Here is a 20,441-nt window from a genome sequence, read left to right on the forward strand (position 1 = left end):
GGCGGTGCGGGGCTGGCCGGCCTGGCCGCCAGGGTGCCGGGCGGGGCGGGGCGCGGACGCTCGGGCGGCGGGAGGCTCACCACGGGTGCCTCCGATGCGGCCGGCTCATGCGCCCGGCATGCCGCGGCGCAGCGCCGCGGCGACATAGCGCGTGCCGGAAGCGAGGGTGGTGACAGCCACGATCCAGACCAGGGCGGTGAGCAGGCCGGGCGCCTGCAGCCCGAAGCCTGCCAGCAGCAGGGCCAGGGCCGCCAGCCCGATCTGCATGGCGGTGTTGAGCTTCGAGACGAACAGCGGCCGGATCGCCACCTCCTGGCCGAGCAGCCAGAGCACGATCACCCCGCCGACGATGATGAGGTCCCGGAACACCACCAGGATGGCCAGCCAGTCCGGCAGCACCCCGATGGCGGCCAGCGTCACGTAGACCGAGACGAGCAGCGCCTTGTCCGCCACCGGGTCCAGCAGCGCGCCGAGGGCGGAGCGGGCGTTCAGCGCCCGGGCCAGCCAGCCATCGATGGCGTCCGAGATGCCGGCGCCGATGAACAGGCCGAAGGCGATGTCCAGCCGGTGCTGCAGGATCAGCCAGATCGTCGCCGGCACGGCACAGAGCCGCGCGACGGTGATGATGTTGGGCAGCGTGACCAGCGCCTTGCTGCCCCGGGCGGGATCATCCCCCACCGAGGAGGAGGCGCCAGGCGGCGGCGCCGGTCGCGGGGGCCAGGGTGAGGCCGAGCGGGGCGAGCTGGGCGGCGGCCTCCTCCGGCGGCAGGCGCAGGCCGAGGCGGAGCCGCGCCGCATCCACCGCGATCGCCTGCAGGCTGACGCTGGCGACGGGCGGCGCCGCCTTCAGCCGGCGCTGCAGCTCCACCCATTCGCCGAGGGAGGCGTAGACCGCCACCGCCTCGACCCAGGTGGAGGCCGGGCCGGATGCCGCCTGCCCGGCCGCGCCCGCGATGGGCGGTGCCCCGCCCCCGCCGCCCAGGGTGCGCTGCACCCGGGAGGCATTGAAATTCACCGTGATCCGGCCGGTGTAGCGGGTGGGGGCGGTGCGCTCCTGCTCGATGACGATGGAGCTGACCAGGTTCTCGATCTGCTGGTCGGAGAGGCTGGGGCCGGACTGGCCGAGTTCCGCCAGGTAGCGTTCCCAGGCGATGCGGCGGCCGGAGGCGAGCGCCCTTTCCCTCGCCAGCACGCCGTTCTCGGCCGTGGCCTCGGCGGGCACGCCGCGCTGGGTCAGGCCGCCATTGGCCGAGTCGCCGGCCGGCGCCGCCGCCGGCTGCCCAGAAAGGGCCTGGGCAGGGATGGCCTGCGCGGCACCCGGTTGCGCCTGCGCCGGCTCCGTCTGCGCCCGTGCCGCCCCCGCCCCCAGGCAGAGCGCCAGGATCACGGCCCCCCCGATCCTCAGCGCCATCACACCACCCCCGCGCTTGCCGGGGCCCTTCCCGCCAAGACGGCGGCCGCGCGCTGCGCTAGAAGCTCCCGGGACAGGACCCCTTACCCGATCGGAGGCCGCTCTGACCAGTTCCCCCCCCAGCTCCTCCCCCATGGGCCTGACCTATCGTGAAGCCGGCGTCGATATCGAGGCCGGCGATGCGCTGGTGGAGGCGATCAAGCCGCTCGCCAAGGCCACCTCCCGTACCGGCAGCATGGGCGGGCTCGGCGGCTTCGGCGCGCTGTTCGACCTGAAGGCGGCGGGGTTCCGGGACCCCGTCCTGGTCAGCTCCACCGATGGCGTCGGCACCAAGCTGCGGGTGGCGATCGATGCCGGCCGGCACGCGACCGTCGGCATCGACCTGGTGGCAATGTGCGTGAACGATCTGGTGGTGCAGGGGGCGGAGCCGCTCTTCTTCCTCGACTATTTCGCCACCGGGAAGCTGCGGCTGGAGCAGGCGCGGGACGTCATCGCCGGCATCGCCGAGGGCTGCCGCCAGGCCGGTTGCGCCCTGGTGGGCGGCGAGACGGCGGAGATGCCCGGCATGTACGCCGCCGAGGATTACGACTTGGCCGGCTTCTCGGTGGGCGCGGCGGAGCGCGACGGGCTGCTGCCGCGCGGCGATGTGGGGCCGGGGGACGTGCTGCTCGGCCTCGCCAGCTCCGGCGTGCATTCCAACGGCTTCTCCCTGGTGCGGCGGGTGATGCAGGCGGGCAATCTGGGGCTGGACGCCCCTGCCCCCTTCGCCGCCGGCCAGACGCTGGGGGAGGCGCTGCTGGCGCCGACCCGCATCTATGTGAAGCCGCTCCTGGCCCTGCACCGGGCGGGCAAGCTGAAGGCGGCGGCCCACATCACCGGCGGTGGGCTGCCGGGGAACCTGCCGCGGGTGCTGCCGAAGGGCGTCACCGCCGTGGTCCAGGCCGGGTCCTGGCCGGTGCCGCCGGTCTTCGCCTGGCTGGCCCGCACCGGGAAGGTGGCGGCGGCGGAGATGCTGCGCGTCTTCAATTGCGGCATCGGCATGGTCGCCGTGGTGGCGGCCGGGGAGGCCGAGGCGGCCACGGCTCTGCTGGCCGCGGCGGGGGAGAGCGTCTGCCGCATCGGCACGCTGGAGGCTGCCGCGGGCGCGACCGAGGTGCGGATCGAGGGGCTGACGGAGAGCTGGCCGGCGTGACCCAGAGTGCTCCGGTTCCGCCTGCCATCCCCTCCGGCGCCCCGGCCGGCGGAGCGGGCCGGCGGCGCACCGCCATCCTGATCTCCGGCCGTGGCTCCAACATGCTGGCGCTGCTGGAGGCCGCACGGGACCCCGCCTACCCGGCCGAGATCGCCCTGGTGCTGTCCAACCGCGCCGACGCCCCGGGCCTGGAGCGGGCGGCGGCGGCCGGCATCCCGACCGCGGTGGTGGCAAGCCGCCCCTTCGGCCGCGACCGGGAGGCCCATGAGGCCGCGGTGCAGCAGGTGCTGGAGGCGCATGGCATCGGGCTGATCTGCCTCGCCGGCTATATGCGGCTGCTGACGCCCTGGTTCGTCACCCGCTGGGCCGGGCGGATGCTGAACATCCACCCCAGCCTGCTGCCCGCCTTCCCGGGGCTCGGCACCCATGCCCGGGCGCTGGCCGCCGGGGTGAAGCTGCATGGCTGCACCGTGCATTGGGTGACGGAGGCGATGGATGAGGGCCCGATCCTCGCCCAGGCGGCGGTGCCGGTGCTGCCGGGGGATGACGAGGCGGCGCTGGCGGCCCGGGTGCTCGCGCAGGAGCACCGCCTCTACCCGCTGGCCCTGGCGATGGCGGCCGGCGGGGTCGCCGCCCTGCCCGAGGCGGCGGCGGCGCTGCTGAACCCCTTGCCCAACCCCTTGCCCAACCCCTTGCCCCCGGGGCCGGCACTTCCTACACCGGCCCCAGGGATTGCGTGAGGAACGAGCCGTGGCCGAGCATCAGCAGCACTATGAATTCGCGGCGGTGGATTCGAAGGACATCCTGGCCGAGCGGGAGCAGGGCTGGGAAGGCTTCACCCAGTTCATCACCTGGGGCATCGGCATCACGGTGCTGGTGCTGCTCGCCCTGCTGCTCTTCGTGGCGTAATCCCCGCGACGCCGCCGGCGCCACGGGGCGCCGGCCGGCATCGCGCGGCGGGTTGGCGTGGCGGCTGCGCGCCGGGCTGAAGGACATGCCGGCGCGCCGCTTCTGACCGACACCGGCCAGCTTCGCGTGGCAGCATGAAGCCCAGGGCCGACACCGCCTGCCACGGCAAGGCCGCGGCAGGCTTCGCAGCCGCTGGCGCGGCTTCGCCGGTTCAGGTCACATAGGCACCGGTCGCCTTCACCACCTCGCCCCAGGCGGCACGTTCGGTGCGGCCCAGCTCGGCCAGTTCCTGCGGCGTCGAGGGCTGCGGCTTCGCGCCCTGCTGCCGGACCACCTCGATGAAGGACGGCGCCTGCATCGCCTGGCGCACCGCGGCATTGATCTTCGCCAGGATCTCCGGCGGCGTCTTCGCCGGGGCGTAGATCGCCTTCCACAGGCCGGAGGCGAGATCGATCCCCTTCTCCCGCACCGTCGGCACGCCCGGGATCAGCTCCAGCTGCTCGGGCGCGATGACGGCGAGGCAGCGGGTCCGGCCGTCACGGATCATGGTCTCCGCCCCGCCGGCCGGCAGCGCCATGCAATCCACCTGGCTGGCCATGATGGCCTGCATTCCCGGCGCCTGGCTGGTGAAGGGCACGTGCAGCATCTCCACCCCCTTGGCCCGCAGCACCCGCTCCATCGCAAGGTGGGAGGTGCTGGCGATGCCCCAGGAGGCGAAGCTGAATTTGCCCGGCGCCGCCTTGGCCGCTGCGATCAGCTGGTCGAAATCCTTGATGCCGGGCTGGGAGGGCCCGACCACGATGCCGAAGGGGAAATGCGCCACCAGGCTGATCGGGGCGAAATCCTTGTCCGGATCGTACTGCACGTTGCGATAGGCGGTGGGGATGATGGCCTGGGTATCGACGATCCCCATCCACAGCGTATGTCCATCCGGCGTCGCGCGCGCCGCCGCCGTGGCGCCGACGGCGCCCGCCGCTCCCGCCCGGTTCTCCACCACCACGTTCTGGCCGAGGATCGGCGTCAGCGCCTGGGCCATGGCCCGGCTGACGATGTCGTTCAGCCCGCCGGGGGCATAGCCCGAAATGATGCGGAGAGGGCGATCCGGGAAGGCGGCGAGGGCGGGGGTGGCCAGGACGAGGCCGGCGGCCGTGCCGAACAGGGCTCGGCGGGTGATGCGGGGCATGCGGTCTCCTTGACGTTGGGGGACCGGCGTATTCCTCAGGCTCCGGCTTATTGCAAGGCGGCAACGCCCAGGCAAGGGCGGCCGCCCGACCAGGGGCGGCAGCGGCCGCGCTGCAGGCCCGGCGCCACCCGGTGCCGCCAATGGCATGGCCGCGGCGAGTCGTGCGAGGCCCCGCCCAAGGGGCGACTCCCCGGGGAAGTCAGGTCTCCGCCCAGCGCCGCAGCAAATTGCCATGGGTCTTCGCCAGCAGGCGGAAGGTCTCGCCATCCCCCTCCCGCGCGAAGACGGCGCGGCGGGCGCGGTCCAGGTCGAACAGCAGCTCCCGCGCCGCATCCTCGCGCACCAGACTCTGCGCCCAGGTCACCGCCACCAGCCGCTCACCCGCAGTCACCGGCGCCACGCGGTGCAGGGTGGCGGCGGGATAGACCAGGGCACAACCGGAAGGCAGCTTGTACTCCGCCTCCCCGCCCACGCCCTCGATCACCAGCTCCCCGCCCTCATAGGCCTCGGGCGCGGAGAGGAAGACGGTGACGGAGAGATCGGTGCGCAGCGGGCCGGCGGGATCGGCAAGCCCCATCAGCGCATCGTCCATATGGCTGCCATAGGCGCCGGCCCCGGCATAGCGGGCGAACATCACCGGGCGCAGCCGGCGCGGCAGGGCGGCGGCACGGAACAGCTCATGCCCCAGCAGGGCGGCGCTGACGATCCCCGCCGCCTCCCGCACCGCCGGGTCGGCGGGCGCGGCCTGCTCGTTCTGCTTCGCCCCGCGCGCCGCCCAGCCGGCGGTGCGCCGCCCATCGCCGAAGCGCGCCCCGGCCAGCAGGACGCGCAGCCGCTCCAGCGTCGCCGCATCCAGCAGCCCGGCGATCGGCAGGATCATCAGGGCAGGTCGGAGAGGGCCAGCTTCAGCCGCGCCGCCTGGGCGGAGAGCGGCCCGGCCGCGATCGGCTTGGCCGGCCGGTTCATGCCGGGATAGGCCGGGGCCAGGGCGCGGACCGTCTCCCGCATCGCCTGGGCCTGGGTCCGGTGGCCCGCCGCCTCCAGCGCCGGGGCCACGGCCTTGGCCCGCGCCTCCGCGGCGAGGTAGAGGCCGAGCCCGTCCAGATAGGGTTCCAGCTCCCGGCTGCGCAGGGCATAGCTGTGCTGCAGGGCGGCGCGGTCCAGCATCTCCCCCACCACCCGGGCGCGGACGGGCAGGCTGGGGCCGGCGCCGGGGGCCTTGGCCTCCGCTTCCTTCAGCGCGGCCAGCACCTGGTCCACCGCGGCGGAGACCCGGCCGCGCGGGGCGCGGTCCAGGGCGAGGGTCGAGGCCTCCTGCATCTTCTCCTGGAAGGGCGGCACGCCGCGATCCTGGAAGACGCCCTCCAGCTCGGCATAGATCTCGGCGATGGGGTGGGCGAACATCTCGGCTGCGGCGGTGTGGCGCCCGGCCTCATAGGCGCGGCGGCCGGCCAGGTAATGTGCCGCGACGACATCCAGGGCGAGGATGAAGGCGACGGGATCGGTCGCGGCGCGGTCGGCATCGACGCCGCCTTCGCCGCCCTCGCCGCCTTCACCACCCTGGGTGAGCGGGGCAGCGGCGGGCGCGGGCTGCGCGAGGGCGCCGGCGGGGCCGAGCAGGGCGAAGCCACCAAGGCCGAGCCACAGCTTGGTGCGGCGGGTGACCTTCACGGGCAGCGTGGAATCATCATCCGGCATGAGGGCACTCTTTGCGGTGCGGTGGGGCGCTGGCGGCGGCTGCGCTGGGGGCGGAAGCTAGAGCAATATCCGACCGGGTGGAATCACCCGACCGGATCTCTTGCTTCAGAAAACATAGGACCAAGAGCAGCTTATCTCCGCGCTCACGGATCACGACGCGATCCATGAGCGCGGAGGCTGCTCTAGCCGAGGATGCCGCAGGCGGCGAGGCATGCGGGCGCCGCCTCGGCGCGCTCCGACCTTCCCGGCGCGTGCCGCGGACAGGCAGCACCCGCTGCACGCCATGGGCCAGACCACCACAGCGGCCGAGGCGCGTCCGGGCTCGCCCATTGGCTTCAGGGGCGCGGCGCTGCCCCCGGCATCGTTCCCGGCCGGGAGATCGCTCACCCAATCTTGCTCAATAATGATCCTGTTTTCGTTTCACGAGGCGCATGGCTGCGGATTAGAAATTTGGCGCTGAACAACAAAGGATACAGATCATGCGTGGAGCAGGTTCCATGCTGCGGGGGGCAACTCTGGCCGCGGCCATCGGCGTCATCGCGAGCCTGGCCGCGGCCCCGGCCCGGGCCGCCTTGGTCAGTTGCCCGGCAGCGTTCACCACATCGCCCACGGGAAAGGTCGAAGACGCCACCGGCGCCCTGACCGCCGCCAGTGCCTGCCAGTACGTCACCCCGGCTGACAACAGCAATGTTGCCAACATCGCCAACATCAACACCGCCGGCTTCTTCGGATTCAGCGACTGGGCAAGCAACGGGCAGACCCAGATGGGGGGCAGCGCCAGCACCGGCCAGAGCGGCACTTGGTCGATCGCCAATGTGAACTTTGCGCTCTACGACTACATCATCGTGTTCAAGGACGGCGCCGGCACCAACCTCATCGCCTTCCTGCTGAATGAGCTGTTCTCGAGCGGCAGCTGGAGCACGCCCTTCACCGGCGCCGCCTTCTCCGACCTCAACCCCAACCAATCCAAGGACGTCTCGCACATGACGATCGCGCGGCGCGACGCGGCGAGCACGGCAGTGCCCGAGCCTGCGGGTCTGGCGCTCCTCGGCTCCGCGCTCCTCGGGCTGGGCGTCACGCGGCGGCGCAGGGGGACCTGAACCTCCCGCCGCCGCTGCGGGGGACAAGCCGGCAGGTCACGCAGCCGATCCCTGCACGGCTTGCGTGACCACCACCGGCACAGCCGGGCCAGGTCGGGCATCCCCGGCGGAATTGCCGGCCGCGCCCGCTTTCGCTTCAGCTCTTCTCCAGCACCTGGCCCTGGCTCATCACCAGCTCCTGGATCCGCTCCGGGTCGGATTGCTCCATCACCCGGCGCGCGAAGCGCGCGCAATCGGAGATGTCGAGCGAGCGGATCGCCTGCTTCACCCGCGGGATGGCGCTGGCATTCATGGAAAGGCAGCGGATCCCGAGCCCCAGCAGCAACGGCACCAGCCTGGGGTTGCCGCCCATCTCGCCGCAGACGCTGACCGGCATGCGCAGCCGCAGCGCGGCCTCCGTGGCGAATTGCATCAGCCGCAGCACGGCCGGGTGCAGCGGGTCGTACAGATGCGCCACCTCGCTCTCCGCCCGGTCCACCGCCAGGGTGTACATGGCGAGATCATTGGTGCCGATCGCGAAGAAGTCCGCCTCCAGCGCGATGGCATCGGCCGCCAGCGCCGCCCCCGGCGTCTCGATCATGGCGCCGAGATCGGGCAGCTTCTCCGGCACGCCGACGCCCTTGCGCCGCAGCCGCCGCGCCACCCGCTCATAGATCTCGCGCGCCTCGCGCACCTCGGCCGGGTTGGTCACCAGCGGCAGCAGGATGCGCACCGGGCCGCGCTCGGCGACGCGCAGGATGGCGGCGAATTGCGCCTCCAGCAGCTCCGGCCGCTTCAGCAGCAGGCGCAGCCCGCGCAGCCCCAGCGCCGGGTTCGGCCCGGCATGGGTGGGCGCGATGCCGGAGGCCTGCGCCTCCATGTCCTTCTCCCCGCCCCAATCCAGCACCCGGATCGTCACCGGGTCGCCCGCCATCGCCTCCACGATCTGGGTATAGGCGGCGAGCTGCGCCTCCTCGTCCGGCAGATCCTCGCGGTTCATGAAGAGGAATTCGGTGCGCAGCAACCCGATGCCCTGGGCCCCGGCCTGGGCGATCAGCGGCAGCTCCGCCGGGATCTCGAGATTGGCCTGCAGCTCCACATGCTCGCCATCCGTCGTCACCGCCGGCAGGCGGCGCAGCTTGGCCAGCTTGGTGCGTTCCCTGGCGAAGGCGGCGAGCGAGTCCTTCGCCTTCTCCAGCGCCTTCTCGCCCGGCCGCAGCACGACGAAGCCGGTGCTGCCATCGAGCACCGCCTGGTCGCCGCGCACCGCGCTCTCGGTCAGGCCGGAGGCGCCGAGGACGGAGGGGATGCCGAGCGCCCGCAGCATGATGGCGGTATGGCCGTCGGCGCCGCCCTCCTCCGTCGCCACCCCGGCGATGCGCGCCGGGTCCAGCAGCGCGGCATCGGCGGGGGTCAGCTCCTCCGCCACCAGGATGGCGCCCTCCGGCACCTCCTTCAGGCTGCGGAAGGGGGTCGCGGTCAGGTTGCGGGTCAGGCGGCGGGCGATCTCCCGCACCTCCCCGGCGCGGCGGTTCAGCCCGGCCCGGTCATCGTCCTTCTGGGCGAGGATGATGGTGGCGATCGCCTCCGCCTCGTCCTGCACCGCGGTCTCCGCCGCCAGCAGCTCCGCCTCGATCCGCTTGCGGGCGCCGCGCAGCAGCCGGGAATTGCCCAGCATCATCACATAGGCGTCGAGCAGCGGCTCCAGCTCCTCCTGCGCCTCCTCGGGCAGGACGGAGAGGCGCGACTTCAGCTTGCCGATCTGCTTGCGGGAAAGGGTGACGGCCTCGGCGAGGCGCTGCTTCTCCGCCTCCACCTGCCCCTCCGCGATGCGCCGCCGCGGCGCCTCGGCGGGCTCTTCCGAGGTGTCGTAGACCGGGCCGATGGCGATGCCCGGGGCGACGGGGATGCCGCGGATGACGATCTCGCGCGGCTTGCGCCCGGTGGCCTTCCGCGGCGTCTCGGCGATGGACTTCGTATCGGCCTTGTCAGTCTTCATGGAAGCCGGCCTCGACCAGGCCGGCGACTGCCTCGAGCGCTTCCTTGGCGTCCCAGCCTTCCGCCTCGATGGTGATATGGCTGCCCGCGCCGGCCCCCAGCATCATCAGCCCCATGATGGAGCAGGCCGGCACCTTCTGGCCGTCCTTCACCACATGCAGGCAGGCGGAGTAGCGCTCCGCCAGCGTCACCAGCTTGGCGGCGGCGCGGGCGTGCAGGCCGCGGCTGTTGCGGATGACGAGGTCCTGGCGAAGGACGATCCCGTCGCCGCAGCCGCAGCCGGTGTCGCTGTCGGGGAGGGTGGCCGGCGGCACAACCTCGGAGACGATGTCGTTGCGCATCAGCTCGCTCCTCCCTTGGCCGCGCCATTCGGTCTGGCGGCGCCGTTGGCGATGTCGCCGGCCGCAGCGATGTATTTCCGCCCCGCCGCGGCGGCGTGATCAACCGCTTCGGCCAGCGGCTCGCTGGAGCGGATCTTCGCCAGCTTCACCAGCAGCGGCAGGTTGACGCCGGCGATCACCTCCACCTGCTTCCGGTCGGCCAGCGAGACCGCCAGGTTGCAGGGCGTGCCGCCCATGATGTCCGTCAGGATGACGACGCCGTCGCCCTGGTCCACCGACCTGATGCTCTCGCGGATGTCCCGCCTGCGGTCTTCCATGTCGTCATCGGGGCCGATGCAGACGGTTGCCACCGCCCGCTGCGGTCCCACGACATGTTCCATGGCGAGCCGCAATTCATCGGCCAGACGGCCATGGGTGACCAGAACCAATCCGATCATGGGGTGCGCGAAAGGGCCTCCCGACCCTCATGGCTGGTGGCGAGGAACGGTGCGGGCGGGGCCGAGGCCGCCGCCGTGCCGTTCAGGCCGAGTTCCCGATGCGTCACATCCGCACGCCAGCCGAGGTTCCGTAGATGGTCAGCCAGGCGTTCCGCCACAAGGACCGAACGGTGGCGGCCCCCGGTGCAGCCGAGCGCCACCGTCAGGTACTTCTTGCCCTCGGCGACGTAGCGCGGCAAGAGGGGGTCGAGCAGGCCGGTCAGGCGGGACCAGAAGCCGGGGTAGTCCGGGTCCTCCTCGACATAGCGGGCGACCGGCGCGTCCCGCCCGGTCAGCGGCTTCAGCTCCGGCACGTAATGCGGGTTGCGCAGGAAGCGCAGGTCGAAGACCAGATCGGCCTCCCGCGGCAGCCCCTTCGGGAAGGCGAAGGAGATCACCTGGATGGCGAGCCCCGGCGCACCCTCCGGCCGAAAGCGGCGCTCGATCATCTGCCGGAAGACGGGGAGCGCCATGTCGGAGGTGTCGATCACCAGATCCGCCGCCTCCCGCAGCGGGGCCAGCAGCGCCGTCTCCCGCGCGATCCCGTCGGCGACCCGGCTGCCGAGCGAGCCGCCGGGCGCGAGCGGGTGGCGCCGCCTTGTCTCGGAATAGCGGCGCAGCAGCACCTGCTCCTCGGCGGTCACGAAGAGCAGGGTGACGCCGATATCCCGCCGCTGCCGCAGCCGGGCCAGGGTGGCGAGGGCCAGGGCGGGGGAGAAGCCACGGGTCCGCGTGTCGATGCCGGCGGCGAGCGGCACCTCGCCATCCCCCACCAGCTCCTCCAGCAGTTCCAGCGGCGGGTTGTCCACCGTCTCGAAGCCGAGATCCTCGAGCGCCCGCAGCGCCGAGGCGCGGCCGGCGCCGGCGAGGCCGGTGACCAGCACCACCGGCCGCGGCTGCGCCCGGTCGCTCATGCGAAGGCCCCGGCGGCGCTGCCGAGGCGGCCGCAGGCCAGTTCCAGCGCCATGGCGAGGCGGGCGGGGGCGGCGGCGTCGAAGGCATGCATCCGGATGGCGGGCAGGCTCACCCCCTCGGCCGCCCAGCTCTCGGGCTCCGGCAGGCGCGGCACCGCCTCCCGCGGCACCAGGTGGACGGCGAGGCGCAGCGCCGGGTCCGGCCGCGCCACCGGCAGCGGGCCGATCAGGCCGAGGCCGCGCACCTCCAGCAGCCCCGCCAGGGCGGCGGGCGCGGCGGCGCGCAAGGCGCCGCCCTCGGCCCGGAGGGCCACTTGGTCATCGGCCACCAGCCGCCATCCTGTCTCCATCATGCGCAGCACGAGATCGGATTTCCCGGCCCCCGGGGGGCCCAGAAGCAGGACCGCGTCCCCATCCCGGGCGACGGCACTGCCGTGAAGCTGAACGGGCATGGGAGGCTTCCGGTCCGCCAGCGAACAGGTGGCGGACCATGGCAGAAATGCGGCGGGAGTCCAAGAGCAGCCGCGGCAGGACAACCCGGCCACCGCCCCGCCGGTTGCCCGGCGCGCGGCTTCGTGCGAGGCCGGGCGCCATGAGCCAGAGCCCCGACCGCCAAAACCCCGACCGCCAGAACCCGGGCAGCCGGAGCCCGGACCGGGCCGCCATCCGCGCCGCCGCCGCCCGCATCGCCCCCTTCACCCGCCGCACCCCCGTGCTGCGGCTGGACGGGGCGGAGCTGGGGCTGGCCTCCGGCCCGCTGGCGCTTAAGTTGGAGCTGCTTCAGGTCAGCGGCAGCTTCAAGGCGCGCGGCGCCTGCAACGCCATGCTGGCCGCGCCTCTGCCCCCGGCCGGAATCATCGCCGCCTCCGGCGGCAACCATGGCGCGGCGGTGGCCTATGCCGCCCGGGCGCTCGGCGTCCCGGCCGAGATCTTCGTCCCGAAGATCACCGGCGCAGCCAAGCGGGCGCGGATCGAAAGCTACGGCGCCCGGCTGGTGGTGGGCGGCGCCAGCTATGACGAGGCGCGGCAGGCCAGCGAGGCCCGCGCGGCCGAGACCGGTGCCCGCCTGATCCACGCCTATGACCAGCCGGAGGTGCTGGCCGGCCAGGGCACGGTGGCGCTGGAATTCGAGGCCGAGGCACCGGAGCTGCAACACATCCTGGTCGCAGTCGGCGGCGGCGGGCTGATCGGCGGCATGGCCGGCTGGTATGCCGAGGGCGGCGCCCAGCTCATCGCTGTGGAGCCCGAGGGCTGCCCCACCCTGCATGCCGCGCTACAGGCCGGTCGGCCGGTGCCCGCCCCGGTCGGCGGGGTGGCGGCGGACAGCCTCGGCGCCCGCCAAGTCGGCGGGCTGATGTTCCCCCTGGCGCGGGACCACGTGGCGCAGGCGGTGCTGGTGCCGGACGAGGCCATCCGCGCCGCCCAGCACCTGCTCTGGGACCGGCTGCGGCTGGTAGCGGAGCCGGGCGGGGCGACGGCGCTGGCCGCCCTGCTCTGCGGCGCCTTCCGGGCAGCGCCGGGGGCGCGCATCGGGGTGCTGCTCTGCGGCGGGAATACCGAGCCGGGCAGCGTCACATGAACTTGAAATTGCGGTCCCGCAAGGTCCTCTCGGCGCCGCCTTCATGCCATGCGAAGGACTCAATCCAGCGCCAGATCAGCAGTGGCGGCCAGTGTCCGGCCGTCCTGCAATCGGATGAGGACTCCCGTGAGCCTGCGTCGTGTCCTGCAACGCCTTCGCCACTGGCTGCACTACCGGCCCGAGCGTCGCTACATGGGCGGCGCCACGCGACAGCCGGGCGCCACGCGGCGATAGCGGTCTCGGGGGCCGCCACCCCTCGCCGGGGGAAAGGCGTCCCCTTCGCCCCGGGCCCGCAAATGGGACCGGCAGGCCCGCGCACCGGGCAGGGCGATGAAGCATCCGGTCCCATGCCGTCCCGTGGAATGGTGTCTCGCCCAGCGGCCAGGACGCTAAGAAAATGTCAAGGCGCGCCGGGCAGGGTGGCGGCACCGCAACGCCAGCCCGGGACGGGCCGCCCATGTTCCAGCTTCTCCTTCGCCGCCTGCACCACTGGCTCACCTACCGGCCGGAGCGCCGCTACATGCGGGGCCCGGCCTGAAGGCTCAGCGGGACGGCGCGTCCGGGTCCTCCAGCACGGCGGGCGCCTCGGTGGTGCTGCGGCCCAGCTCGGCGTCCCGGTGCTGCCGCCAGAGGCTGCGCAGCCGGGCATAGAGGTCGAGGGAGGTCGCCTCGATCTCGTCCAGCGTCTCGATGTTCCGCTCGCGCATGTCGATGCCGCTGACCACGCCTTGGCCGAGGCTCGCCTCCACCGGGATCACCCAGGTGATCGGGTTGAGGAAGCCATCGCTGATCACCCCCGCCAGCTCCCGCGGGTTGGAGGGGCCGAGCACCGGCACCATCAGAAAGGGCCCGTCCGGCACGCCCCAGACATAAAGGGTCTGGCCGAAATCCCGGATAATACGCGGCGGCCCGCCGATGCTCTCCAGGTCGAACATCCCGCCCAGCCCGCCGATCGAGTTGATGACGAAGCGCAGCAGGCTCTGCGCCGCCATGTCGGGCTGCCCCTGCAGCAGCGCGTTCACCGCGACCACCGGCTCGTTCACGTTCTGCAGGGCGTTGTGGATGCGGGCGCGGGTCCAGTCGCCGAAGGTGTTGCGGTAGAAGACCGCCACCGGGCGGAAGATGTTCCGGTCGAGCGCCATGTTCACATCGAATACCTGGCGGTTGCTGGCCTCCAGCGGGTCGGTGGGATCGGTCACGGGACCCTGGGTGGCGCAGGCGGCCAGCAGGACGGACAGGCTGAGTGCGGCAAGTCGGCGCATCGGGATCCCCTGGTTGGGGGCGGCACCCTAGACCGGTCCGGCCCCCGCCGGCGATCCCTTCAAAGGCGCCCCCTCCATGACTGAGGCGCTGGGATGGCTGGCGCTGGGGCTGACGGTGGCGGGACTCGCCTGGGCGGCGCTGGCGGCAAGGGCCGTCCGGCGCCTGGCGGCGACGCCCCCGGCCGCGTCCCCTGCCCTGCCCGCCAGCATCCTGAAGCCGCTGCATGGCGCCGACCCGGCGCTGGCCGGCAACCTGGCCGCCACCCTGGCCCAGAGCCACGCCGCGCCCTTCGAGGTGGTGGCGGGGGTGAACAGCCCGGCCGATTCCGCGGTGCCGGTGGCGGAGGCCGCCTTCGCCGGCGCGCCCACGGCCCGGCTGCTGGCCGGCGGGGCGGTGCTGGGGCCGAACCGCAAGGTTTCCCAGCTCATCCACCTGGCCGGGGCGGCGCGGCACCCCGTGCTGGTGGTGGCGGATGCCGACATGGCGGTGCCGCCGCATTGGCTGACCGCCGTCACCGCGCCCCTGGCGGAGAAGGGGGTGGGGCTCGTCACCTGCCTCTATCGGGGGGAGGCGGCGGATGACCGCCTCTGGTCCCGGCTCGGCGCGCTCTGGATCGACTGGCAGTTCCTGCCCAACGCCGCGCTGGGGGAGGCGCTGGGCCAGGCCCAGGGCTGCTACGGCGCCACCATGGCGCTGCGCGCCGAGACGCTGGCGGCGCTGGGCGGCTTCGAGTCGCTGGCCGGGCTGCTGGCAGACGACCATGCCCTTGGGGTGGCGGTACGGCGGCTGGGGCTGCGCGTGGTGGTGGCGCCGGTCATCCCCGGCCATGTCCAGGCGGAGCCGAGCCTGCTGGCCCTGGCCCGGCATGAATTGCGCTGGCTGCGAACGCTCCGGCTGCTCAACCTGGGCGGCTATGCCGGGATGGTGGTGACCTATCCGCTGGTCTGGGGGGCGGTGGCGGCCGCCCTGCTGCCGGGCGGAGGGTGGGCCCTGGCGGCGGCGCTGGCCGGGCGGCTGGGCCAGGCCTTGGCGGTGGACCATGCGCTGGGCCGGGGGGTGCGGCCGGGGCGGCTCATGCTTCTGCCCCTGCGCGACGCGCTCTCCTTCGCTATATGGGGGCTTGGGCTGGCCCGCGGCACGGTGGTGTGGCAGGGCCGGCGCTATCGGATGGACCGCGATGGCGGGATGATCGAGGCATGATGCGCACCCTGTTCCTGCAGGCCCCTTCCTTCGACGGCTTCGATGGCGGCGCCGGCTCCCGCTACCAGGCGAAGCGGGAGATCAAGAGCTTCTGGTTCCCCACCTGGCTGGCCCAGCCGGCCGCGCTGGTGCCGAACAGCAAGCTGGTGGACGCCCCGCCGCACAAGCAGACGCTGGCGGATGTGCTGCCGATGGCGAAGCAGCACGATCTGGCGGTGCTGCACACCTCGACGCCCTCCTTCGCCTCCGATGTGAAGGTGGCCGAGGCCCTGAAGGCGGAGAACCCGAACCTCAGGGTCGGGCTCATCGGCGCCAAGGTGGCGGTGCAGGCGGAGGAGAGCCTGCGCGACGCGCCGGTGGTCGATTTCGTCGCGCGGAACGAGTTCGACTTCACCATCAAGGACGTGGCGGATGAGGTGCCCTGGGCCTCGATCAAGGGCCTCAGCTACCGGAACGCCGAGGGGGTGATCGTCCACAACGCGGATCGCCCGATCCTCGAGGACATGGACAGCCTGCCCTTCGTCAGCCCGATCTACCGGCGCGACCTGAGCTACGAGAAGTACTTCATCGGCTACTTGAAGCACCCCTATGTCTCGATCTACACCGGCCGCGGCTGCAAGAGCCGCTGCACTTTCTGCCTCTGGCCGCAGACCGTGGGCGGGCACCGCTACCGGACGCGGTCGGTGGAGAACGTCATCGAGGAGATCCGCTACATCCGGGACAATTTTCCCGGGCTGAAGGAGATCTTCTTCGACGACGACACCTTCACCGACAACCTGCCGCGCGCCGAAGCGATCGCGCGCGAGATGGGCAAGCTCGGCGTCACCTGGTCCTGCAACGCCAAGGCCAATGTGCCGCGCGAGACGCTGAAGGTGCTGAAGGATGGCGGGCTGCGCCTGCTGCTCGTCGGCTATGAGAGCGGCAACCAGCAGATCCTGCACAACATCAAGAAGGGCATGCGGATCGACGTCGCCAAGAAGTTCAGCAAGGATTGCCGGGAGCTCGGCATCGCCATCCACGGCACCTTCATCCTCGGCCTGCCGGGCGAGACGAAGGAGACGATCGAGGAGACGATCCGCTTCGCCATCGAGACCAACCCGCACACCCTGCAGGTGAGCCTGGCGGCGCCCTACCCCGGCACCTTCCTGTTCGATCAGGCGGCGCGCGAGGGCTGGCTGGATACGGCGAACACCGAATACGTGGATGCGCATGGCGTGCAGATCGCGCCGCTGGCCTATCCGCATCTCAGCCACAGCGAGATCTTCGACAGCGTCGAGACCTTCTACCGCCGCTTCTACTTCCGCGCCCCGAAGATCGCCGCGATCTGCGGCGAGATGGTGCGCGACCGCCAGATGCTGGTGCGGCGGCTGCGGGAAGGCGTGGAGTTCTTCGGCTTCCTGCGCGAGCGGGCGAAGGCGAGCGCGGCGCAGAAGGCGGCGTGAGCCTCATCCCCATGGCGCTGCTCGCGCCGCGTCATGGGGCCACAGGACAGGCCGGGCGCTCGACTGCAGGGACCGCGGGTCGCGGCGGAGTTGTCGGGCGGCTGTCAGCGATTCGTGGCACAGGGGTTGCGCAGCACCATGCCTCTCCAGGCGAAGCCGTGATGCATGTCCTCGGTCAGCAGCACCTCGCATCCCGCCTCGGCGGCGGCGGCCAGGATGACGGCATCCCATATCGCCAAGTGGCGCTGCTGAACCAGCTCCATCGCTGCCTCCAGCACTGCTCCCGTCGTGGGCACGACCGTATAGCTCTCCTGCCAGGCGGCGATCCGGTCCCGCGCTTCGGCCGGGCTGCGGCGAGCCTTGCGCACCAGGACATTGCATAACTCGCCAAGGACCTGGACAGGCAGGGTAATGCCATCGGCATCGAGCCTGTCGATCAGGTCGAGCGTCGCCACCTGCCGCGCCGAACCATCCACGCCTTCGGCATAGACCAGGATGTTGGTATCAAGCGCGACCCGCACCTCAGTCGCGCTCGTAGAGCTCGTCGCGCGTCCAGGGGCCGATACCGGGCTCCATGGCGGGTTGGGCACGCAGCCGCGCCATCAGTTCTTCCCGCACCCTTCGCCGCCTCTCGGCCTCCGCCGTCGCCGGCACGATGCGGGCCACGGGCTGGCCGTGGGAGGTGATGGTGAAGCTCTTCCCCTGCTCCACCTCCCGCAGCAGACGGGAGAAGTGGCGGTTGGCCTCGGTGGCGGGGATCGTCTCGGTCATGGGGCGAATCTGGGTATTTTCACTACTGGTCACAAGCGCATTGCGTCTGCCCGGCCTTCGGGGCAGACCCCGGGCGTGACGCCTCGCCTCATCCTCAATGCCGATGATCTCGGCCTTTCCCCCCAGGTGAACGCCGCCATCGAGCAGGCGCACCGGGAGGGCGTGCTGACCGCCGCCAGCCTGATGGTAGGCGAGCCCGCCGCCGCCGAGGGGGTGGAGCTGGCGCGGCGCAACCCGCGCCTCGCGGTCGGGCTGCACCTGACGCTAACGGATGGCACGCCGACCCTGCCGCCGGAACGCATCCCCGCCCTGGTCCAGGCGAATGGCCGCTTCCGCGACGACATGGCGGGGCTCGGGCTCACCCTCGCCACCTCCCGCGCCGCGCGGGCGCAGCTTGCTGCCGAGATCAGGGCGCAGCTCGATGCCTTCGCCGCCACCGGCCTCGCCTGCGACCATATCAATGCGCATAAGCACTACCATCTGCATCCGGTGATCGCCGCCATTGCCCTTCGCCTCGCCGCCGCGCGCGGCATTCCCACCCTCCGCATCCCCTGGGAGCCGCCCGCCCTGGTCCCCGGCGCACCGCGCGGGCTGTGGCCGATGACGCGCTGGCTGCGCTTTCTGGCGCGCCGCCATGGGCTGCAGGCGCCGGACCGGGTGGTGGGCCTCGCCTGGTCGGGCGCCTTCACCGCGGCGCGGCTGGCCTCCGTGCTGCCCCGCTTGCCCGGCGGCGTGACGGAGATCTACCTGCACCCCGCGACCGCGGGCGGCTTCCCCGGCGCCGCGCCGGGCTACGCCTATGCCGAGGAGCTGGCGGCCCTGCTGGATCCCTGCGTGCGCGCCGCCTGCGCCGGCCTGCCGCGCGGCGGCTACCGGGAGATGCTGGGCGCATGAATCGCCTTGGCCCCGTGCTGGCAGTGGCGGGCCTTGCCGCCGCGCTGGCGCTGCTGGCGCAGCAGGACCTCTCCGAGATCGGCGGGCTGCTTGCGGCCGCCGGCTTCGGGCTGGTGCTGGCGGCGCTCGCCCATATCCCCTCCATGGCGCTGAACGGCCATGCCTGGCGGCTGCTGCTGCCGCGCGCCCGGCGGCCCTCCGTGCTGGCGATGACGGCGAATGTCTGGATCCGCGAATCGGTGAACGGGCTGCTGCCCGTGGCCCGAATCGGCGGCGAGATCGCCAGCTACCGCCTGCTGCGCGGGGAAGGCGTGGCGGTGGCGCCGGCGGCGGCCAGCCTGATGGTGGACATGGCCATCTCCATCCTCAGCCAGTTGCTCTTTGCGCTGCTCGGCTTGGCGCTGCTGGCCTGGGCGGGGGCGGGGATCGGCTGGGGCGGCATCGCGCTCGGCGCGCTGGCGGGGGTGGCGCTGGCCGGTGGCTTCATCCTGGCGCAGCGGGCAGACATCCTCTCCCGCCTCGCCCGGCTGCTGAACGGCATCGCCGCCGGCCGCTTCCCGGCGCTGGAGGCGCATTCGGCCCGGATCGACCGGATGACACGGCGGCTGTGGCGGGTGCGCGGCGCCATTCTCGGCTGCTTCCTGTGGCAGCTTGCCGGCTGGGCGGCGGGGGCGCTGGAGATCTGGCTGGCGCTGTACTTCCTCGGCTTCCCCGTTTCGGTCGCGGAGGCGCTGGCGATCGAGGCGCTGATCCAGGCCGTCTCCTCCGCCGCCTTCCTCGTCCCCGGCGCGCTCGGGCTGCAGGAGGCGGGATTCCTCGGCCTCGGGCTGCTGCTGGGCTTGCCGGCGGAGGCCTCCGCGGCGCTGGCCATCGCACGGCGGCTGCGCGACCTGGTGGTGTTCCTGCCGGGGCTGCTCGCCTGGGTCTGGGCGGAGCGGCGGATGGCGCGGGAGGCGGTCCCGGCCTAGCCTTCCGGCGAACAACCGGAGGAAACCCATGCCCGCACGCCGCACCGTGCTGCTGGCCGCCCTGGCCGCCCCCAGCCTCGCCCGCGCCGAGGGGCTGGCTGCGCTCTTTCCCACCCGCCCCTTGCGCATCATCGTCCCCGCCGTCGCCGCCGGCGGCGCGGATACCGCGACGCGCATCCTCCTCCCCCGCATGGCCGCCGAGCTCGGCCAGAGCATCGTCGCCGACAACCGCCCCGGCGGCTCCGGCAACCTGGCCAACGAGATCCTGGCGCAATCCCCGCCGGACGGACACACGCTGCAGATGGGCACGATCGGCAACCTCGCCGTGAACCCCCTCATTCAGCGGAACCTCGCCGTCGATCCGGTGCGGGACTTCACCCATATCGGCCTGTCCGTGCAGGTGACGAATCTACTGGTGGCGCCGGCGGACCGGCCCTGGCGCAAGGTGGAGGAACTGGTGGCGGCGGCGAAGGCGCGGCCCGGCACCCTGGCCTATGGCTCCTCCGGCGTCGGCTCGGCCGGGCACCTGGCCGGGGCGCTGCTGGACCAGGTGGCGGGGACGGAATGCATCCACGTGCCCTATCGCGGCGGCGGGCAGCTCATCACGGATATCATCTCCGGCAAGGTGGATTTCGCCTTCGCCACCGCCGCGACCACGCTGGAGCATGTGGAAACCGGCCGCCTCCGCGCCCTGGCCGTCCCCTCCGCCCAGCGCTCCGCCCTGGTGCCGCAGGTGCCGACCATGGCGGAGACCGGCCTGCCCGGCTACTCGGTGCTGAACTGGTACGCGCTGGTCGCCCCGCGCGGCCTGCCGCCCGCCATCACCGCGCGGCTGAACGCGGCGCTGGGCGCGGCCCTGGCCGATGCCGAGGCGCAGCGCAAGCTGGCCGCCCAGGGCATCGAGCCGCTGCCGAGCACGCCGGAGGAGGCCACGCGCTTCATGACGGCGGAAGTGGCGAAGTGGCGGGAGGTGGTGGCGGCGGCCCGGATCGGGCAGGGCTGATACCGGCGGCAGCGGCGGTGGCCCATGCCGCGTCGCCAGGGGCCGCGCGCCACCCGGCCAGGATCGACTGCCGCCGGCAGGAGGCGCCGGGCCGGCAAGGGCGGCATGGCGGAACGCCCG

24 protein-coding genes are annotated in these 20,441 nt (G+C 72.7%); 11 read left to right on the top strand and 13 right to left on the bottom strand.

All coding sequences use genetic code 11. The annotated features are described in order from the left end of the window. Window positions 1–105: 105 nt before the first annotated feature. Both NJ376_RS23630 and NJ376_RS23635 read right to left on the bottom strand, forming a co-directional pair. Window positions 106–678 carry a CDP-alcohol phosphatidyltransferase family protein gene (locus NJ376_RS23630; RefSeq protein ID WP_252955748.1) on the bottom strand — a complete coding sequence of 191 codons (573 nt, stop codon included), beginning with the start codon at window positions 676–678 and terminating at the stop codon, window positions 106–108. Beyond that, complete coding sequence (locus tag NJ376_RS23635; RefSeq protein ID WP_252955749.1) at window positions 668–1,387, bottom strand: hypothetical protein; 720 nt, start codon at window positions 1,385–1,387, stop codon at window positions 668–670. Before NJ376_RS23635 ends, NJ376_RS23630 begins: the two co-directional genes overlap by 11 nt. Before the next feature lie 157 nt (window positions 1,388–1,544). Between NJ376_RS23635 and purM the strand changes: the two genes are divergently transcribed. The 3 genes from purM to NJ376_RS23650 all read left to right on the top strand — a co-directional run bounded on the left by purM (window position 1,545) and on the right by NJ376_RS23650 (window position 3,512). Continuing rightward, entirely contained in the window at window positions 1,545–2,603 is a 1,059-nt protein-coding gene (purM, locus tag NJ376_RS23640; RefSeq protein WP_252955750.1) for a phosphoribosylformylglycinamidine cyclo-ligase, read from the top strand. 101 nt (window positions 2,604–2,704) lie between these two features. Beyond that, complete coding sequence (gene purN / locus NJ376_RS23645; protein ID WP_252955783.1) at window positions 2,705–3,343, top strand: phosphoribosylglycinamide formyltransferase; 639 nt, start codon at window positions 2,705–2,707, stop codon at window positions 3,341–3,343. Between the two features lie 10 nt (window positions 3,344–3,353). Then, on the top strand, window positions 3,354–3,512 hold the full coding sequence (locus NJ376_RS23650) for a preprotein translocase subunit SecE (RefSeq protein WP_252955751.1): 159 nt from the start codon (window positions 3,354–3,356) through the stop codon (window positions 3,510–3,512). Window positions 3,513–3,723: 211 nt separating this feature from the next. Here NJ376_RS23650 and NJ376_RS23655 read toward each other — a convergent pair whose 3' ends face one another. The 3 genes from NJ376_RS23655 to NJ376_RS23665 all read right to left on the bottom strand — a co-directional run bounded on the left by NJ376_RS23655 (window position 3,724) and on the right by NJ376_RS23665 (window position 6,393). After that, window positions 3,724–4,695, bottom strand: a complete 972-nt coding sequence (locus NJ376_RS23655; RefSeq protein ID WP_252955752.1) for a Bug family tripartite tricarboxylate transporter substrate binding protein — start codon at window positions 4,693–4,695, stop codon at window positions 3,724–3,726. 199 nt (window positions 4,696–4,894) lie between these two features. After that, window positions 4,895–5,575: a Fe2+-dependent dioxygenase gene (locus NJ376_RS23660; RefSeq protein ID WP_252955753.1), complete on the bottom strand. Its 681-nt coding sequence runs from the start codon at window positions 5,573–5,575 to the stop codon at window positions 4,895–4,897. After that, on the bottom strand, window positions 5,575–6,393 hold the full coding sequence (locus tag NJ376_RS23665) for a hypothetical protein (RefSeq protein ID WP_252955754.1): 819 nt from the start codon (window positions 6,391–6,393) through the stop codon (window positions 5,575–5,577). Before NJ376_RS23665 ends, NJ376_RS23660 begins: the two co-directional genes overlap by 1 nt. A 497-nt stretch (window positions 6,394–6,890) precedes the next feature. On the opposite strand from NJ376_RS23665, the gene NJ376_RS23670 reads away from it, so the two are divergent. Then, window positions 6,891–7,493, top strand: a complete 603-nt coding sequence (locus tag NJ376_RS23670) for a PEP-CTERM sorting domain-containing protein (protein ID WP_252955755.1) — start codon at window positions 6,891–6,893, stop codon at window positions 7,491–7,493. Window positions 7,494–7,629: 136 nt separating this feature from the next. Here the strand turns inward: NJ376_RS23670 and ptsP are convergent, their stop codons facing one another. From ptsP to NJ376_RS23695, 5 genes are read right to left on the bottom strand one after another with little or no spacing between them, the layout of a single operon-like run. Beyond that, window positions 7,630–9,471 carry a phosphoenolpyruvate--protein phosphotransferase gene (ptsP, locus tag NJ376_RS23675; protein ID WP_252955756.1) on the bottom strand — a complete coding sequence of 614 codons (1,842 nt, stop codon included), beginning with the start codon at window positions 9,469–9,471 and terminating at the stop codon, window positions 7,630–7,632. Next, the gene (locus tag NJ376_RS29035) at window positions 9,461–9,811 is read right to left on the bottom strand and encodes an HPr family phosphocarrier protein (RefSeq protein ID WP_305880018.1); all 351 of its coding nucleotides are present in this window, start codon (window positions 9,809–9,811) and stop codon (window positions 9,461–9,463) included. The genes ptsP and NJ376_RS29035 overlap by 11 nt, the downstream gene beginning before the upstream one ends. Next, window positions 9,811–10,248: a PTS sugar transporter subunit IIA gene (locus tag NJ376_RS23685; RefSeq protein ID WP_252955757.1), complete on the bottom strand. Its 438-nt coding sequence runs from the start codon at window positions 10,246–10,248 to the stop codon at window positions 9,811–9,813. Before NJ376_RS23685 ends, NJ376_RS29035 begins: the two co-directional genes overlap by 1 nt. After that, on the bottom strand, window positions 10,245–11,201 hold the full coding sequence (gene rapZ / locus NJ376_RS23690) for an RNase adapter RapZ (protein ID WP_252955758.1): 957 nt from the start codon (window positions 11,199–11,201) through the stop codon (window positions 10,245–10,247). The genes NJ376_RS23685 and rapZ overlap by 4 nt, the downstream gene beginning before the upstream one ends. Then, window positions 11,198–11,653 (bottom strand): HPr kinase/phosphorylase, encoded by a 456-nt coding sequence (locus tag NJ376_RS23695; protein ID WP_252955759.1) that lies wholly within the window; start codon window positions 11,651–11,653, stop codon window positions 11,198–11,200. The genes rapZ and NJ376_RS23695 overlap by 4 nt, the downstream gene beginning before the upstream one ends. Before the next feature lie 140 nt (window positions 11,654–11,793). Between NJ376_RS23695 and NJ376_RS23700 the strand changes: the two genes are divergently transcribed. Next, the gene (locus tag NJ376_RS23700; protein ID WP_252955760.1) at window positions 11,794–12,780 is read left to right on the top strand and encodes a threonine/serine dehydratase; all 987 of its coding nucleotides are present in this window, start codon (window positions 11,794–11,796) and stop codon (window positions 12,778–12,780) included. A 397-nt stretch (window positions 12,781–13,177) separates the two neighbouring features. Then, window positions 13,178–13,318: a hypothetical protein gene (locus NJ376_RS23705; protein WP_252955761.1), complete on the top strand. Its 141-nt coding sequence runs from the start codon at window positions 13,178–13,180 to the stop codon at window positions 13,316–13,318. Window positions 13,319–13,322: 4 nt separating this feature from the next. Here the strand turns inward: NJ376_RS23705 and NJ376_RS23710 are convergent, their stop codons facing one another. Next, the gene (locus NJ376_RS23710) at window positions 13,323–14,042 is read right to left on the bottom strand and encodes an MlaA family lipoprotein (RefSeq protein ID WP_252955762.1); all 720 of its coding nucleotides are present in this window, start codon (window positions 14,040–14,042) and stop codon (window positions 13,323–13,325) included. 76 nt (window positions 14,043–14,118) lie between these two features. Between NJ376_RS23710 and hpnI the strand changes: the two genes are divergently transcribed. Together hpnI and hpnJ are read left to right on the top strand one after the other, a co-directional pair. Then, complete coding sequence (hpnI, locus tag NJ376_RS23715; RefSeq protein WP_252955763.1) at window positions 14,119–15,243, top strand: bacteriohopanetetrol glucosamine biosynthesis glycosyltransferase HpnI; 1,125 nt, start codon at window positions 14,119–14,121, stop codon at window positions 15,241–15,243. Then, window positions 15,240–16,685 (top strand): hopanoid biosynthesis associated radical SAM protein HpnJ, encoded by a 1,446-nt coding sequence (hpnJ, locus tag NJ376_RS23720; protein WP_252955764.1) that lies wholly within the window; start codon window positions 15,240–15,242, stop codon window positions 16,683–16,685. The genes hpnI and hpnJ overlap by 4 nt, the downstream gene beginning before the upstream one ends. A gap of 104 nt (window positions 16,686–16,789) precedes the next feature. Here the strand turns inward: hpnJ and NJ376_RS23725 are convergent, their stop codons facing one another. Together NJ376_RS23725 and NJ376_RS23730 are read right to left on the bottom strand one after the other, a co-directional pair. Further along, complete coding sequence (locus tag NJ376_RS23725) at window positions 16,790–17,206, bottom strand: PIN domain-containing protein (protein WP_252955765.1); 417 nt, start codon at window positions 17,204–17,206, stop codon at window positions 16,790–16,792. A 1-nt stretch (window position 17,207) separates the two neighbouring features. Continuing rightward, a complete protein-coding gene (locus NJ376_RS23730) occupies window positions 17,208–17,456 on the bottom strand; it encodes a type II toxin-antitoxin system Phd/YefM family antitoxin (protein WP_252955766.1) in 249 nt (82 codons plus the stop codon). 75 nt (window positions 17,457–17,531) lie between these two features. On the opposite strand from NJ376_RS23730, the gene hpnK reads away from it, so the two are divergent. The 3 genes from hpnK to NJ376_RS23745 are packed head-to-tail and all read left to right on the top strand — an operon-like array spanning window position 17,532 to window position 20,321. Then, entirely contained in the window at window positions 17,532–18,350 is an 819-nt protein-coding gene (hpnK, locus tag NJ376_RS23735) for a hopanoid biosynthesis-associated protein HpnK (protein WP_252955767.1), read from the top strand. Beyond that, window positions 18,347–19,318: a lysylphosphatidylglycerol synthase domain-containing protein gene (locus tag NJ376_RS23740; RefSeq protein WP_252955768.1), complete on the top strand. Its 972-nt coding sequence runs from the start codon at window positions 18,347–18,349 to the stop codon at window positions 19,316–19,318. The genes hpnK and NJ376_RS23740 overlap by 4 nt, the downstream gene beginning before the upstream one ends. A gap of 28 nt (window positions 19,319–19,346) precedes the next feature. Then, window positions 19,347–20,321 (top strand): tripartite tricarboxylate transporter substrate-binding protein, encoded by a 975-nt coding sequence (locus tag NJ376_RS23745; protein ID WP_252955769.1) that lies wholly within the window; start codon window positions 19,347–19,349, stop codon window positions 20,319–20,321. Window positions 20,322–20,441 lie beyond the last annotated feature (120 nt).

This window comes from Siccirubricoccus soli (assembly GCF_024178315.1).
Classification (GTDB): domain Bacteria; phylum Pseudomonadota; class Alphaproteobacteria; order Acetobacterales; family Acetobacteraceae; genus Siccirubricoccus; species Siccirubricoccus soli.